Annotated in this window: 14 protein-coding genes; 12 read left to right on the top strand and 2 right to left on the bottom strand. The window is 48.4% G+C overall.

Features of this window, described 5'->3' with window-relative positions:
* The first annotated feature begins 124 nt into the window (after positions 1 to 124).
* The 7 genes from EYA81_RS15060 to EYA81_RS15030 all read left to right on the top strand — a co-directional run bounded on the left by EYA81_RS15060 (position 125) and on the right by EYA81_RS15030 (position 6,532).
* Positions 125 to 880, top strand: a complete 756-nt coding sequence (locus EYA81_RS15060) for a polyprenol monophosphomannose synthase (RefSeq protein WP_131225985.1) — start codon at positions 125 to 127, stop codon at positions 878 to 880.
* A 44-nt stretch (positions 881 to 924) separates the two neighbouring features.
* Positions 925 to 2,271: a dihydroorotase gene (locus EYA81_RS15055; protein WP_117887544.1), complete on the top strand. Its 1,347-nt coding sequence runs from the start codon at positions 925 to 927 to the stop codon at positions 2,269 to 2,271.
* Between the two features lie 33 nt (positions 2,272 to 2,304).
* On the top strand, positions 2,305 to 3,231 hold the full coding sequence (locus tag EYA81_RS15050) for a vitamin B12 dependent-methionine synthase activation domain-containing protein (protein WP_117887543.1): 927 nt from the start codon (positions 2,305 to 2,307) through the stop codon (positions 3,229 to 3,231).
* Positions 3,232 to 3,444: 213 nt separating this feature from the next.
* Positions 3,445 to 3,930 (top strand): RNA polymerase sigma factor, encoded by a 486-nt coding sequence (locus tag EYA81_RS15045; protein ID WP_057088092.1) that lies wholly within the window; start codon positions 3,445 to 3,447, stop codon positions 3,928 to 3,930.
* A 4-nt stretch (positions 3,931 to 3,934) separates the two neighbouring features.
* Entirely contained in the window at positions 3,935 to 4,561 is a 627-nt protein-coding gene (locus EYA81_RS15040; RefSeq protein ID WP_005836003.1) for a hypothetical protein, read from the top strand.
* Entirely contained in the window at positions 4,549 to 5,724 is a 1,176-nt protein-coding gene (locus tag EYA81_RS15035) for a metallophosphoesterase (RefSeq protein ID WP_131225982.1), read from the top strand. The genes EYA81_RS15040 and EYA81_RS15035 overlap by 13 nt, the downstream gene beginning before the upstream one ends.
* Positions 5,725 to 5,773: 49 nt before the next feature.
* Positions 5,774 to 6,532: a 1-acyl-sn-glycerol-3-phosphate acyltransferase gene (locus tag EYA81_RS15030; RefSeq protein ID WP_009036804.1), complete on the top strand. Its 759-nt coding sequence runs from the start codon at positions 5,774 to 5,776 to the stop codon at positions 6,530 to 6,532.
* 83 nt (positions 6,533 to 6,615) lie between these two features.
* On the opposite strand, the gene EYA81_RS15025 is transcribed toward EYA81_RS15030, so the two are convergent.
* Positions 6,616 to 7,365: a DUF4369 domain-containing protein gene (locus EYA81_RS15025; protein ID WP_117600751.1), complete on the bottom strand. Its 750-nt coding sequence runs from the start codon at positions 7,363 to 7,365 to the stop codon at positions 6,616 to 6,618.
* 133 nt (positions 7,366 to 7,498) lie between these two features.
* On the opposite strand from EYA81_RS15025, the gene EYA81_RS15020 reads away from it, so the two are divergent.
* The 5 genes from EYA81_RS15020 to EYA81_RS15000 all read left to right on the top strand — a co-directional run bounded on the left by EYA81_RS15020 (position 7,499) and on the right by EYA81_RS15000 (position 14,057).
* On the top strand, positions 7,499 to 8,734 hold the full coding sequence (locus tag EYA81_RS15020) for an anaerobic sulfatase-maturation protein (protein WP_117965517.1): 1,236 nt from the start codon (positions 7,499 to 7,501) through the stop codon (positions 8,732 to 8,734).
* 52 nt (positions 8,735 to 8,786) lie between these two features.
* Complete coding sequence (locus EYA81_RS15015; protein ID WP_117965472.1) at positions 8,787 to 10,952, top strand: S46 family peptidase; 2,166 nt, start codon at positions 8,787 to 8,789, stop codon at positions 10,950 to 10,952.
* Between the two features lie 139 nt (positions 10,953 to 11,091).
* Complete coding sequence (locus EYA81_RS15010) at positions 11,092 to 13,251, top strand: S46 family peptidase (RefSeq protein WP_117965474.1); 2,160 nt, start codon at positions 11,092 to 11,094, stop codon at positions 13,249 to 13,251.
* Positions 13,252 to 13,322: 71 nt separating this feature from the next.
* A complete protein-coding gene (trxA, locus tag EYA81_RS15005) occupies positions 13,323 to 13,619 on the top strand; it encodes a thioredoxin (RefSeq protein ID WP_131225980.1) in 297 nt (98 codons plus the stop codon).
* A gap of 9 nt (positions 13,620 to 13,628) precedes the next feature.
* Complete coding sequence (locus EYA81_RS15000) at positions 13,629 to 14,057, top strand: co-chaperone YbbN (RefSeq protein WP_117965476.1); 429 nt, start codon at positions 13,629 to 13,631, stop codon at positions 14,055 to 14,057.
* 72 nt (positions 14,058 to 14,129) lie between these two features.
* Here EYA81_RS15000 and EYA81_RS14995 read toward each other — a convergent pair whose 3' ends face one another.
* Positions 14,130 to 14,972, bottom strand: coding sequence for a histidinol-phosphatase (locus EYA81_RS14995; RefSeq protein WP_117600748.1), 843 nt, complete (start codon positions 14,970 to 14,972; stop codon positions 14,130 to 14,132).
* Positions 14,973 to 15,017 lie beyond the last annotated feature (45 nt).

Below are 15,017 nucleotides of genomic sequence, written 5' to 3'. Positions count from 1 at the left end.
AAAAGCACAAAGTGACGAAGCGGACTAATTCATAGCCCTCTGAGAATATACTGGAATAAAACTTTTCACTTTCGAACAAATGTATTACATTTGTTCCCAGTTATAACCCCCATTACCTATAAGTATGCAAATATCAGACAGCATTGTCATCATCCCCACCTACAACGAACGGGAGAATATAGAAAATATCATCCGTGTCGTTTTTGCTCTGGAACATGGTTTTCACATCCTTGTCATTGAAGACGGTTCGCCCGACGGAACGGCAGATCTCGTCAGAACCTTACAGAAAGAGTTCCCCAAACGCCTCTTCATGGTGGAGCGCAAAGGAAAGCTGGGATTGGGAACAGCCTATATAGCCGGCTTTAAGTGGGCATTGCAACGAGACTATGAGTATGTATTCGAAATGGATGCCGACTTCAGCCACAATCCCCAAGACCTGCCCCGTCTCTACCGGGCCTGCTCCGAAGAGGGTGCCGATGTAGCCATCGGTTCACGTTATGTGAGTGGTGTGAACGTAGTGAACTGGCCCATGGGACGTGTACTGATGTCTTATTTTGCCTCCAAATATGTACGCTTCATCACGGGGCTGCCCATCCACGATACTACAGCCGGATTTGTATGTTACCGCCGCCGGGTATTGGAGACTATCAATCTGGACGGTATCCGCTTCAAAGGATACGCCTTCCAGATAGAAATGAAATTCACCGCCTACAAATGCGGCTTCAAGGTAAAGGAAGTGCCTGTCATCTTCATCAATCGCGAACTGGGCACTTCCAAAATGAACAGCAGTATTTTTGGTGAAGCCGTATTCGGAGTGATTCGGTTGAAATGGAACAGTTGGTTTCATAAATATCCTACTGTAGATAAGGAGATGAAGTGATGGGTGATAGAGTGATAGGGGTTTACTATAAATATTAGGAAGATATGAAAAGAACATTGATACATAACGCTACGATTGTCAACGAAGGACAATCCGTGAAAGGTTCCGTAGTGATAGAAGACGGGCGCATTGCAGAGGTACTGACCAACTGGAAACCTCTCTCTGCCCCTTGTGATGAAACCATAGATGCCACCGGATGCTATCTGTTGCCGGGCATCATCGATGACCATGTACATTTTCGCGATCCCGGGCTAACCCACAAAGCGGACATCCTCACCGAAAGCCGTGCGGCTGCCGCAGGTGGTGTGACCTCCATCATGGATATGCCCAATACAAATCCAGTGACCACTACACTGGATGCTTTGAACGCCAAGCTCGATTTACTGAACGAAAAGTGTATCGTAAACCATTCCTGCTACTTCGGTGCAACAAACAACAACTACAGCGAATTCGGCAAGCTGGACAAGCACCGTGTCTGCGGTATCAAGCTATTCATGGGTTCCAGTACCGGAAACATGCTGGTAGACAAGATGAACAGCCTGCTAAATATTTTCAATGGTACAGACATGCTGATTGCCGCCCACTGCGAAGACCAGGAAACCATCAAGAACAATATTGCCAAGTATAAGGAAATGTTTGCCGGAGAGAATGATATTCCCATAGGCAAGCATCCCTACATCCGCTCTTCGGCAGCATGCTATGCATCCTCTGAACTGGCAGTACGGCTGGCAAGAATTGCCGGAGCACGGTTGCATATCCTGCATGTGTCCACAGCTAAGGAACTGCAATTATTCAATGACTATTCACTTTCCGAGAAGCATATCACCGCCGAAGCATGCGTTGCCCATCTCCTCTTCACGCTCAGTGACTATCGCACGTTGGGTACACGTATCAAGTGTAATCCTGCCATTAAGAAGCAAGCCGACCGCGATGCCCTGCGTGCAGCCGTCAACTCCGGCCTGATAGACGTAATAGCCACCGACCATGCCCCCCATCTGCTCGCCGAGAAAGAAGGGGGTGCTTTGAAAGCCATGTCCGGCATGCCGATGATACAGTTTTCGCTTGTCAGCATGCTGCAACTGGTAGATGAGGGAATATTCACTCTCGAGACCATCGTTGAAAAAATGTGCCATGCTCCCGCACAAATCTACCACATCAACGAGCGCGGCTATATCCGTGAAGGTTACCGGGCAGACCTTGTGCTGGTACGCCCCGATACCCCGTGGGAAGTGACAGCCGACAAAGTTTTGAGCAAATGCGGCTGGAGCCCATTGGAAGGACATACCTTCAACTGGAAAGTGGAAAGGACTTTTGCCAACGGACATCCCGTTTATACTGACGGTATGGTGGACGACGCTTATCGTGGCGAGGAACTGAGATTTGGGGAGTGAAGGCTAGGAATTAAGGATTAGGGATTAAATGGGATGAAAAGGACAATACTGGCACCGGGGCATGAATTGCTTTCGTATCGGATTCATGAAGTAACCCCTTACATCAACTGGATTTATTTCTTCCATGCCTGGGGCTTCCAGCCTCGCTTTGCGGCTATTGCCAACATCCATGGCTGCGATTCCTGCCGTGCACTTTGGCTGACGACCTTTCCCGAGGAGGAACGTACCAAAGCTTCCGAAGCCATGCAGCTCTTCAAGGAAGCCAATAGAATGCTCGACCGACTGGACGAAACAATCTCCATCCATTGCATCTTCAGGCTTTGCCAGGCAAATGCAGATGGAGATAACCTCTTGATAGAAGGAACAACCTTCCCTCTGCTCCGACAGCAGACACCACAACCCGATGGCGGTCCATTTCTCTGTCTGAGTGATTTTGTACGTCCCCTCTCTTCGGACACACCCGACATCGTAGGGCTTTTCGCCTCTACCATCAGTGAAGAGGCCGAAGAGACTTACAAGAACGACCCTTACAAACATCTCCTTGTACAAACCTTGAACGACCGCCTCGCCGAAGCCGCCACAGAAAAGATGCACGAATATGTCCGCAAGGAGGCTTGGGGCTATGCCCCCGACGAATCCTTGTCCATTCCGGATTTGCTGGTCGAGAAGTACCAAGGCATCCGCCCCGCTGTGGGATACCCCTCCCTACCCGACCAATCCGTGAATTTCTTGCTGGACGAACTGCTCGGCATGAAACAGATAGGCATCACGCTGACTGAACATGGAGCCATGCACCCTCACTCCTCCGTCTGCGGCATGATGCTGGCACATCCCGCATCCCGATACTTTGCAGTGGGCAAGATTGGAGAAGACCAGCTGGAAGACTACGCCCGCCGCCGGGGAATGCCAATAGGGAATATGCGGAAGTTTCTGGCAGGAAATATAGAAAGCGTATCATAATGCTGATAATTCGGTACATTAAAAAAGGAGTTACACAGACGACACAGATTAAACAGATTTTCACTGATAATTTTGTTCATCATGAATTTCTCATCTGTGGTCATCTGTTTAATCTGTGTCACCTATGTGCCATAAAAAATAATCCTTTTGAACTGTGATTTATCGCCCCTTTCCGCGACTAACAGTGCAAAGCAACTCGAAAGAAGCAAAAAGATGGAAAATGCAGAACAAGAGTTTGTATCCGTGGTACGAGAGTATGAGCGCGTGATATATAAGGTGTGCTATCTGTACACCACGCCCAACGCTACCCTCAACGACTTATATCAGGAAGTGGTACTCAACTTATGGAAAGCATTTCCCAAGTTCCGGCGGGAGTGCAAGATTTCAACATGGATTTACCGCATCGCACTGAACACGTGCATCAGCTTTATCCGCAAAGAAAAGAACATCCCCGAAATCGTTACCCTCAACCAAGAAGCCGACCGGACTGAAGAAACCGACGAGACACAAGCCATGCTACGGCAACTCTACCGGATGATAAACCGGCTGGGACAATTGGAAAAATCCATCATCCTGCTCTATCTGGAAGAGAAAAGCTACGAAGAAATTGCCGAAATCACCGGGCTGACTTTGACAAACGTTGCCACCAAGCTCAGCCGCATCAAAGACAAATTGAAAAGAATGAATAAGGAGGAATAGATATATGGAACTGGATGAACTGAAGAAATCATGGAACGCACTGAATGAACAGTTGCAGAAAGAACCGATTGCTGATGAACAGCAGATTACAGAACTGATTGCCGGCTACAAGGCAAATACCCGCAAAAGTCTGGGACGCCTCGTAGTCATACAACGCTTCTCTATCGGAATAGGAACGATATGTCTGGCTACCCTTCTTCTTATATGGCTGCTACTGCCCACCTTCGGTTTCAACGAACAACTACAAGAAAAGATTGTTCCCTTTTTAGGGTTCATTGCCATCAGCATTCTCGCAGGCATGTGGTGGGACTGGAAAACATACCGTTGGAATAAGAATACACATATTGAAGAAATGAGTGTTGCCGAAGTCAGCCGCCGTATGACCACTTTCCGCCAATGGACCAAATATGAGGTGATGGGCATCTCCATCTGGATTATCCTTTTCAATATCCTCAATTATTGGGTGATGGAATATCATCTGATGTCCGTTGGCGTGCAAGCCATACTGATTACCCTCTTTGTAGTATTTGATGCGTTGATTATCTATATTCTCTACAAAAAAGTGATTTATAAACATCTGGACAATATTAAAAAGAACATTGAAGAATTGAAAGATATATGCACCGAGTAACTCTTGTTTTCATCCTTTTCCTTCTCATCCCCGACCTTTACATTTACTTGGTTTATGTAGTAAGAAAAACCAGAAAGACATTTCTACGCAGCCTCTATTGGCTTCCCACCTTATTGCTGGCGGCAGGCTATGTTTACTTCATGTTCCTTACGGGCGACAATGCGATGTCAAACCATACGCAGGCTATAGGCAGACTGGCAATTACCATCATGCTGTTTGTCTTTCCAAAAAACATATTCATGCTTTGCTCTCTGGTGGGAGTACTGGCGCACTTCATCATCCGTCGTTGTCCCCGCAGCCCGTTCACCGCTATAGGACTGGTTTTAGCTGTCGTCAGCTTCTTCAATATCCTCTACGGAACTTTTGCAGGCATCACCCGTTTCGATACGAAAGAAGTAGAATATCGTTCTGCCAATATTCCGGAAGGTTTCGACGGCTACCGCATCGTGCAGATATCGGACATACACATCGGCAGTTGGCAGGGCAATCCGGAACCCATCAAACAATTGGTCGATTCAGTCAACGGACAGAAGCCGGACCTGATTGTCTTCACCGGTGACCTCGTGAACCAGCAGAGCCATGAACTGGATGGTTTCCAAGAAATACTCTCCCAACTGTACGCACCGGACGGAGTATACTCCATCCTCGGTAACCATGACTATGGCTCATACTATCACTGGCAAAGCCCGAAAGCAGAAATCGCCAATCTGGACTATTTAATCCGGCAGCAGAAAGCAATGGGATGGAAACTGCTGAACAATGAGCATGACATCCTTTATCACAAAGGTGACAGCATAGCCCTCATCGGTGTGGAAAACGATGGCGAGCCTCCTTTCTCCCAATTTGCAGACTTACCGCAAGCCATGCAGGGTACGGAAGGGATGTTCCAAATATTGCTCAGCCATAACCCTACCCACTGGAGGCGCGAGGTACTGCCCCAATCGGATATTTCACTGATGCTTGCAGGACATACCCACGCCATGCAAGGCATCTTGTTCGGACACTCCCTTGCCGAACTTATCTATCCGGAATGGAGAGGAATGTACTACGAAGGCAAAAGGGCTTTGTACGTAAATATTGGCATCGGCTATGTGGGACTGCCGTTCCGGTTCGGGGCATGGCCGGAAATTACAGTACTAAAATTAGTAAGAGAGAAAGAGTGACGAAATAAGAAAAAGGTATATCTTTGTAGCAATAAAAAATCCGACACCTATGAAGATACTTTATATCACTTATCAGGTTTGCTTTGCGTTGCCTATTTTATTGGTACTGACTATCCTTACAGCATTGGTCACCATTATCGGTTCGCTGATAGGGGGGGCGCATACCTGGGGGTACTATCCCGGTAAAATCTGGTCACAGCTCATCTGCTATATACTGCTTATTCCGGTGGAGGTGCATGGAAGGGAGAAAATACACAAACGTACTTCTTACGTGTTTGTGCCCAATCACCAAGGCGCCTTCGACATATTCCTGATATACGGATTCCTGGGACGGAACTTCAAATGGATGATGAAGAAGAGCCTGCGCAAAATCCCGTTTGTCGGTAAGGCATGCGAAAGCGCAGGACATATCTTCGTCGACCGTTCCAGTCCCAAGAAGGTGCTTGCCACCATGCGGCAGGCAGAATCATCTTTGAAAGACGGCGTATCACTGGTAGTATTTCCCGAAGGAGCACGTACCTTCACGGGACACATGGGCTACTTCAAGAGAGGTGCTTTCCAGCTGGCGGATGAACTGCAACTGGAAGTAGTACCCGTCACGATAGACGGCTCGTTCGAGATTCTTCCACGCACCGGAAAGTGGATACACCGCCACCGGATGATACTGACCATCCATGAACCTATTCCTCCCAAAGGGAAAGGGGCAGAAAACATCAAAGCAAGTATGAACGAGGCTTATGCGGCAGTGGAGAGTGCATTGCCGGAAAAGTATAAAGGGATGGTGAAGAACGAAGACCAAGACAGATAAAAACATAATGATAAACGGGAATGCCTGAATATCCTATCAAGATATTCAGGCATTCCCGTTTATCATTATCAACTCATTCCTATTTATTTCTGTCCTCCTACAGAAGCATTTTGCTTCATGCGCTTCTGCTCTTCAATCAGCTGCATGTTCTCCTTCGCCTTTGTAAGGAAATCTTTCACCAAAGTATTCTCTTTAAAAGACAAGGGAGCAGTTCTCATGATGTCCTCAATCTGCGGAGTCATCACCGGATAGGGCAGTGTGCTGCACATCATCATGAATACACTGGGACCCAGCACGTTCTCAAAGTTATCTACAATGAACTGACGGACGTAGTCGTTCATCTCCTTCACAAGTGTTTCGCCTTCCTTTGCCAACTGTCCATGCACATCATCCAGATTGGCACCGTCCAGCACCATACGCGCCTCTTTGCGTTCCAGCTCCTCTATCTTTACCTCTAGGGAATTGCGTTTGTCTATAAACTCGTACAACTTGTCATTCAAAGAGGTTCCTTTGGCAATCAACTGGGTATTGGAGATGGAAACTACGATTTTACCATCTTCCAGCACCAAAGGCATAATACCCTCTTGATCCATATAAAGAGTCACCATCATCACGGAATCGGTCCGGCCTTTCATCTTGAAATGCCCATGGATAACCTCTGCCGAGTCAACATTCACCCATTGCCCGTTCCGAAGCGTCTTGAGAAACAACATCTTTCCGTCAAGGCTGGTTACCGAAGAACTGCCCTCTATCTTATACTTGCGGTTGCAAGAAGTAAAGAGCACAAGCAGGAGCAAAAAGGGTAAAATGCGGTTCACACTCATTCTAATCATGCAAGAAACGATTTTTGAATTACACCCAGCAAAGGTATTAATATTCCTTATAAACCGGATAGAAAGAAAGGATTTTTCATTCGGTTTACGTATTTTTGCACAATTATAAATGATAAAAATAGAGAAAATATACATGTCAACCTATGCACCTTTTGCCAAACCGCTCTATGTAATGCTGAAACCGGTAGGTGCGGTATGCAATCTGGCATGCGATTATTGCTATTATCTGGAGAAATCCAAACTATATAGAGACAACCCCAAGCATGTAATGAGTGATGAACTTCTGGAAAAGTTTATCGAGGAGTACATCAACTCACAGACCATGCCCCAGGTTCTGTTCACCTGGCATGGCGGAGAGACACTGATGCGTCCGCTGTCTTTCTACAAACGGGCCATGGAGCTGCAAAGGAAATATGCCAACGGACGCACCATCGACAACTGCATACAGACCAACGGCACGTTGCTCACCGATGAATGGTGCCGGTTTTTCAAAGAAAACAACTGGTTGGTGGGCGTCTCCATAGACGGACCGCAAGAGTTCCATGACGAATACCGGAAGAACAAGCAGGGCAAGCCCTCTTTTGTCAAGGTGATGCAGGGCATCAACCTGCTGAAAAAGCACGGTGTGGAATGGAACGGAATGGCAGTGGTCAATGACTACAACGCCGACTATCCGCTGGACTTCTATAATTTTTTCAAGGAGATAGGATGCCATTACATCCAGTTTGCCCCCATCGTGGAGCGCATTGCCCCTCATGGGGACGGACGCCATCTTGCCTCCCTGGCAGACAAAGAAAAGAGCACGCAGCTGGCAGACTTCTCCGTCACGCCGGAACAATGGGGAGACTTCCTATGCGCCTTGTTCGACGAATGGGTAAAGCAGGACGTGGGGACTTACTACATACAGCTGTTCGACTCTACCCTTGCCAACTGGATAGGCGAACAGCCGGGTGTATGTTCCATGGCAAAGACGTGCGGCCATGCAGGTGTTATGGAGTTCAACGGAGACGTATATACCTGCGACCATTTTGTTTTCCCCGAATATAAACTGGGCAACATCCATCAGAATACACTGGTGGAGATGATGTACGGCGAACGGCAACAAGCCTTCGGACTGATGAAGCAACAATCGCTCCCCACCCAATGCAGGGAGTGTGAATGGCTGTTTGCCTGCAACGGCGAATGCCCAAAGAACCGTTTTGTATGTACAGCCGACGGGGAGCCGGGACTGAATTACCTTTGTGCAGGATATCATAAGTTCTTCAGTCACGCAGCCCCATACATGGACTTTATGAAGAACGAACTGATGAACCAGCGTCCGCCTGCAAACATTATGGAAGCAATAAGAAACAATGCCATCAAGCCATAAGCCCACAAGCGATAACAATGAAATTCAAAGACATTACTTAATAATTGATTATATGAAGATTACATTTAAGAAAGGTTTGCTTGCGGCCATTGCCGCACTGACAGTCTGCTCTGCGCGTGCAGACGAAGGAATGTGGTTACTGCAACTGATGAAACAGCAGAACTCCATCGACATGATGAAGAAACAAGGACTGAAGCTGGAGGCTGACGACCTCTACAATCCCAACGGCGTATCACTGAAAGATGCCGTAGGTATCTTTGGCGGCGGCTGTACCGGCGAAATCATCTCTCCGGAAGGACTGATTCTGACCAATCACCATTGCGGATACGGTGCCATACAGCAGCACAGCAGCGTGGAACACGATTATCTGACAGATGGTTTCTGGGCCATGAACCGTAGTGAAGAACTGCCCACCCCGGGATTGAAATTCCGTTTCGTGCACCGCATTGTAGACATCACCGACCTTGTCAACGCTAAAATAAAGGCAGGCGAAGTGACGGAAATCGATGCACTGACTTCCCCGTTCCTCAGCAAACTGGCAAAGGAAGAACTGGAAAAGAGCGATTTGAAGGGTAAACCGGGCATTGAAGTGCGCGCACTCCCCTTCTATGCAGGAAACAAATTCTATATGTTCTATTATAAGGTATACAGCGACGTGCGTATGGTTGCCGCTCCTCCCTCCTCGGTAGGTAAGTTTGGCGGTGAAACCGACAACTGGATGTGGCCGCGCCACACGGGCGACTTCTCCATGTTCCGCATCTATGCCGATGCCAACGGAGAGCCTGCAGAATACAGTGAAAGCAATGTACCCCTGAAAACGCCGAAGTTCTTGCCCATCTCCATCAAAGGCCTGAACGAGGGTGACTACGCCATGATTATGGGCTTTCCCGGCAGCACAGAACGTTACCTCACCCAGAGCGAAGTGAAGCAACGCATGAACGCCGTGAACCAGGCAATGATTGACATGCGCGGCGTACGCCTCGAAGTGCTGCGCAAGTATATGGATGCCAGTGACAAGACCCGCATCCAGTATGCCAGCAAGTTTGCCGGAAGCAGTAACTACTGGAAAAACTCCATTGGTATGAACAAGGCAATCATCGACAATGACGTGTTGAGCGCCAAAGCCGAAATCGAGAAAAAGTATGCCGCCTTTGCCCAAGGAAAACCCGAATACGAGGGTGTGGTAGAGAAAATTGATGCCATCATCGAGAAAAGCACCCCCACGCTGCGCCAGCTCTACTATACCAACGAAGCATTGCGCGGTGCTATCGAATTCGGCAGTACCTACCTTATTATGGATAACATAAAGAAAGCGCTCGAAGAGAAGAACGACTCATTGCTGCAAGCTTCGAAGAAGCAGTTGGAAAATGCCTACGATGGCATCCACAATAAAGACTACGACCACGAAGTGGACCGCGCCGTAGCCAAAGCCATCCTGCCCGCCCTTGCCAAGGCACTGAACGCCAACGAGCTGCCCTCCTTCTACCAAACCATCAACGGAGAGTTCAAGGGCGACTACGACGCATACGTAGACAACATTTACGACAACTCCATCCTCTCCAACCGCAAGAACCTGGATAAATTCCTGGCAAAGCCCACCGTGAAAGCCATTGAGAAAGACCCTGCTACGGCTTACTCGCGCTCCAAGAACGAAAAGCTGCAGGAACTCGGAAAGCAATACATGGAACTGGAAAGCGGAATGGAACTGCTCCACAAGGCCTACATCCGTGGCTTGGGTGAAATGAAACAGCCCGTCCCCTCCTATCCGGATGCCAACTTCACCATGCGTCTGACCTATGGTAATGTAAAATCATACAGCCCGCGCGATGCTGTACACTACGACTACTATACCACTACCGACGGTATCCTTGAAAAAGAGAATCCCGAAGACCGTGAATTCGTAGTACCCGCCAAGCTGAAAGAACTGATTCAGAAGAAAGACTTCGGACGCTACGCCATGGCAGACGGCACCATGCCGGTTTGCTTCCTCACGACGAACGACATCACCGGCGGCAACTCCGGCAGCCCCGTCATCAATGGCGAAGGACAGCTCATCGGTACTGCTTTCGACGGCAACTGGGAGTCTCTGAGCGGTGACATCAACTTCAACAATGACCTGCAGCGTTGCATTGCACTGGACATCCGCTACGTGCTCTTCATCCTCGACAAGCTGGGCAACTGCGGACATTTGATAAACGAAATGCACATCGTAGAATAAATAAAAGCCTCTGAGAGATTACCTCCCATACTGAATGGCATTCACTATACGACTGAATGCCATTCAGTCGCATACTTAACCCTATTCAGTCGTATACTGAATAGCCCCCCTCTCAGATGCTCTTCTAACGCACATCACCATGAAAAGAATCCTATTATCATTATTCATTACATCTTCTGTCCTTGCCGCACACGCCGACGAAGGTATGTGGATGCTCACCGACCTACAAAAGCAGAACGAAGTAGCCATGACGGAACTCGGCCTGCTCATCCCCGCCAACCAAATCTACAATCCCGACGGCATTGCCCTGAAGGATGCCGTGGTACATTTTGGCGGCGGCTGTACCGGCGAAGTCATCTCTGCCGAAGGCCTGGTACTGACCAACCACCACTGCGGCTATAGCGCCATACAGCAACATAGCTCGGTGGAACATGACTACCTGACCGACGGTTTCTGGGCCATGTCCCGCGAAGAGGAGCTTCCCTGCAAGGGACTCACCGTCACCTACGTCGACCGGATACTGGACGTGACAGACTACGTAAACGAACAACTGAAAACCGACGACGACCCGAACGGCACCAATTATCTGTCTCCCAAATACCTGAAAACAGTAGCCGACCGCTTCGCCAAGTCCGAAGGCATCACCCTGACACCCGGCCGCAAACTGGAACTGAAAGCCTTCTACGGTGGCAACAGATACTATCTATTCGTAAAAACCACTTATAGCGACATCCGCATGGTAGGCGCTCCCCCCTCCTCCATCGGCAAGTTCGGTGCAGACACCGACAACTGGATGTGGCCCCGCCACACGGGAGATTTCTCCATCTTCCGCATCTATGCCGACAAAGACGGGAAACCCGCCGCTTACAGCAAAGACAACGTCCCCCTGAAAGTGAAGAAACACCTCACCATCAGCCTCGACGGCTATCGCGAGGGCGACTTTACCTTCGTCATGGGCTTCCCCGGACGCAACTGGCGCTACATGATTTCCGACGAAGTAGAGGAACGCATGCAAACCACCAACTTCATGCGCCACCACGTGCGTGACGTACGCCAGAAAGCTCTGATGAAGCAGATGCTGCAAGACGATGCCGTACGCATCCACTATGCCAGCAAGTATGCATCTTCTGCCAACTACTGGAAAAATGCCATCGGTATGAACGAAGGCCTCGTCCGTCTGAAAGTATTGGACACCAAACGTGCACAGCAAGAGGCACTCCTGGCACGCGGACGCTCGCTGAACGACAATAGCTATCAGCAGGCATTCGACCAGATACGCGCCATCGTAAAGCAACGCCGTCCAGCCCTCTACCACCAGCAAGCCATTCAGGAAGCACTGGTGACGGGACTCGATTTCATGCGTATCCCCAGTACCGCAAGACTGGTGTCTGCCTTGAAGAACAAGGACAAGAAACAGATTGCAGCAGCTAAAGACAGCCTTCAGAAGGCAGCCGACCGCTACTTCGCCTCTGTCCCCTTCCCCGAAGTGGAACGTATCGTTGGCAAGGAAATGCTAAAAACCTACATGAAGTATATCCCTGCCGAACAACGCATCGGTATTTTCCAAATCATAGACAAGCGTTTCAAGGGCAACAGCGACGCTTTCATCGACGCCTGCTTCGAACATTCCATCTTCGGCAACAAGGAGAACTTTGCCAAGTTCATCCGCAAGCCCAGCCTCTACAAGATTAATACAGACTGGATGGTCTTGCTGAAATATTCCATCACGGACGGCCTGCTTCAGACCTCCATTGCCATGATGGATGCCAATAAAAACTACAATGCCGCCCACAAGGTATGGGTAAAGGGCATGATGGACATGAAACTTGCCAATGGTCAGCCCATCTATCCGGATGCCAACTCCACCTTGCGCCTGACCTACGGTCAAGTACTCCCCTACGCTCCGGCAGACGGTGTGAAATATGATTACTACACCACTCTGAAAGGAGCCATGGAGAAGGAAGACCCCGACAATTGGGAGTTTGTAGTCCCCGCCAAACTGAAACAGCTGTACCAGGCAAAGGATTTCGGACGTTATGCCATGCCGAACGGCGAAATGCCCATCTGCTTCATTGTCAACACAGACAATACCGGTGGAAACTCCGGCAGCCCCGTGTTCAATGCCAAAGGAGAACTGATAGGTACCGGCTTTGACCGCAATTACGAAGGTCTGACTGGCGACATTGCCTTCCGTCCGTCCTCCCAACGAGCAGCATGTGTAGACATCCGCTACACCTTGTTCATCATCGACAAATACGCGGGAGCTTCGCATCTCATTGAAGAGATGACGATTAAATAATGATTTAGCGAACAAATCCTCCTCCTATTTTGTTATCATTACAAATAAATAAAAACAGAAAGGAAAAAATTATGGAAAAGTTTGAAGAATTGATACAATCAGAAAAGCCCATTTTAGTTGATTTCTTTGCAACCTGGTGTGGCCCGTGCAAGGCCATGCATCCGGTACTGGAAGAACTCAAAAACGAAATAGGAGATGCTGCCCGTATCGCCAAAATAGATGTAGACCAGCACGAAGAGCTTGCTGCCCGCTACCGTATACAAGCAGTACCGACATTTATCGTATTTAAGAAAGGCGAAGCCGTATGGCGCCACTCGGGTGTCATCAGCGGTAAGGATTTGAAAGCCGTTATAGAACAAAACTCTTAACAAGAAGAAATGAAGAAGATTATAACAATAGTTGTCCTTGTGTTTTCCAGCATGCTGGCCTACGCTCAAACAAGCGGAGAGGTTGTCGTCATGAACAAAGCCATGTTTATCAAGAATGTGTTCGACTATGAGAAATCCCAGGACTGGAAATACAAGGGAAGCAAGCCTGCCATCATAGACTTATATGCCGACTGGTGCGGACCTTGCCGCATGGTGGCTCCCATTATGAAGGAACTGGCCAAAGAGTATGCCGATAAAATCGTTGTCTACAAAGTCAATGTGGATAAAGAAAAAGAATTGGCAGCGTTGTTCAATGCAACAAGCATCCCCCTTTTTGTATTCATCCCTATGAATGGAGAGCCTCAGCTCTTCCGCGGAGCAGCCGATAAGGCTACCTACAAAAAGGCGATTGATGACTTTTTACTGAAAACAGAATAGTTCATAATAGAAAGAAAAACTCCTGACTACCTTTACAAAAAGGCAAGTCAGGAGTTTTTGTATCCTATTCACTCAAAACACGATAGGCATCTCTTTCCATTCTCCTCCGTGTAGTTCCATCACCGATTCATATCCAGCTTTCCTCAAGGCACGCAAAGCTTCGGGACGTCCGTTGCTTATCCGTTCCGGATAGTGTGAATCACTGTTTACCTGCACACGTACACCCAAATCATGCAGGTAGGAGAAATACCGCTCATTGGGATAGAAAGTGCCCAAGTCATGATAGGCTTTGGTATTGACCTCTACCTGATAGCCGCGACGGGCAATATCTGCGAAATACGCCCTAACCAGCTCATCATACCAAGGCTCGTCCAGCAATCCCGGGCGATAGCATGCTGCATTGTAGTGCATCTTATCGGCATGGCCCACAATATCGAAACCTCCCAGCTCGAGCATCCTCGTCAACCGGCCGTAATAGAGACGGACCACATGCTCCAAATCACCGCAAAAATGTCCGTCTACAATGGTCTTAAAGGTATCCGCAGATACATCTACATCCACCACTTCCCCTTTGTCATTGTAGAGAAGATGTACAGAACCGATACGGTAGTCCAACGGCAACTCCCTGAAACGGGCGATGGACGGATTGCTCGCTTCATTCAGATAATCAATCTCCAGACCGATATACAGTTCGATACGTCCGGCATACTTCTCCTTCAGACGGTGGAATTCAGACAGATAATCGTCCATCCTGTCCCACTCCATAGTCCATGCCGTAGAAAAAGGCAATGGAGCATGCGATGAAAAGCCATAAGATGTAAAACCTTCACTCAATGCAAAACGCACAAAGTCCTCCATGCCGGCACGTCCGTCACAAAAAAGGCTATGGCTATGATAGTTCGTCAGATTTCCCACTTTCCTAATTCTATAATTTCAATTCTTAATTTTTAATTCCGGACT

Source organism: Bacteroides sp. A1C1 (genome assembly GCF_004328515.1).
Classification (GTDB): Bacteria; Bacteroidota; Bacteroidia; order Bacteroidales; family Bacteroidaceae; genus Bacteroides; species Bacteroides uniformis.
This window is presented reverse-complemented; position numbering and strand designations above follow the sequence as displayed.

What these genes read in the sequence shown, in the direction of transcription:
- EYA81_RS15060 (WP_131225985.1), top strand. Translation starts at nt 125, where the DNA reads ATGCAAATATCAGACAGCATTGTCATCATCCCCACCTACAACGAACGG.
- EYA81_RS15055 (WP_117887544.1), top strand. Translation starts at nt 925, where the DNA reads ATGAAAAGAACATTGATACATAACGCTACGATTGTCAACGAAGGACAA.
- EYA81_RS15050 (WP_117887543.1), top strand. Translation starts at nt 2,305, where the DNA reads ATGAAAAGGACAATACTGGCACCGGGGCATGAATTGCTTTCGTATCGG.
- EYA81_RS15045 (WP_057088092.1), top strand. Translation starts at nt 3,445, where the DNA reads ATGGAAAATGCAGAACAAGAGTTTGTATCCGTGGTACGAGAGTATGAG.
- EYA81_RS15040 (WP_005836003.1), top strand. Translation starts at nt 3,935, where the DNA reads ATGGAACTGGATGAACTGAAGAAATCATGGAACGCACTGAATGAACAG.
- EYA81_RS15035 (WP_131225982.1), top strand. Translation starts at nt 4,549, where the DNA reads ATGCACCGAGTAACTCTTGTTTTCATCCTTTTCCTTCTCATCCCCGAC.
- EYA81_RS15030 (WP_009036804.1), top strand. Translation starts at nt 5,774, where the DNA reads ATGAAGATACTTTATATCACTTATCAGGTTTGCTTTGCGTTGCCTATT.
- EYA81_RS15025 (WP_117600751.1), bottom strand. Translation starts at nt 7,365, where the DNA reads ATGATTAGAATGAGTGTGAACCGCATTTTACCCTTTTTGCTCCTGCTT.
- EYA81_RS15020 (WP_117965517.1), top strand. Translation starts at nt 7,499, where the DNA reads ATGTCAACCTATGCACCTTTTGCCAAACCGCTCTATGTAATGCTGAAA.
- EYA81_RS15015 (WP_117965472.1), top strand. Translation starts at nt 8,787, where the DNA reads ATGAAGATTACATTTAAGAAAGGTTTGCTTGCGGCCATTGCCGCACTG.
- EYA81_RS15010 (WP_117965474.1), top strand. Translation starts at nt 11,092, where the DNA reads ATGAAAAGAATCCTATTATCATTATTCATTACATCTTCTGTCCTTGCC.
- trxA (WP_131225980.1), top strand. Translation starts at nt 13,323, where the DNA reads ATGGAAAAGTTTGAAGAATTGATACAATCAGAAAAGCCCATTTTAGTT.
- EYA81_RS15000 (WP_117965476.1), top strand. Translation starts at nt 13,629, where the DNA reads ATGAAGAAGATTATAACAATAGTTGTCCTTGTGTTTTCCAGCATGCTG.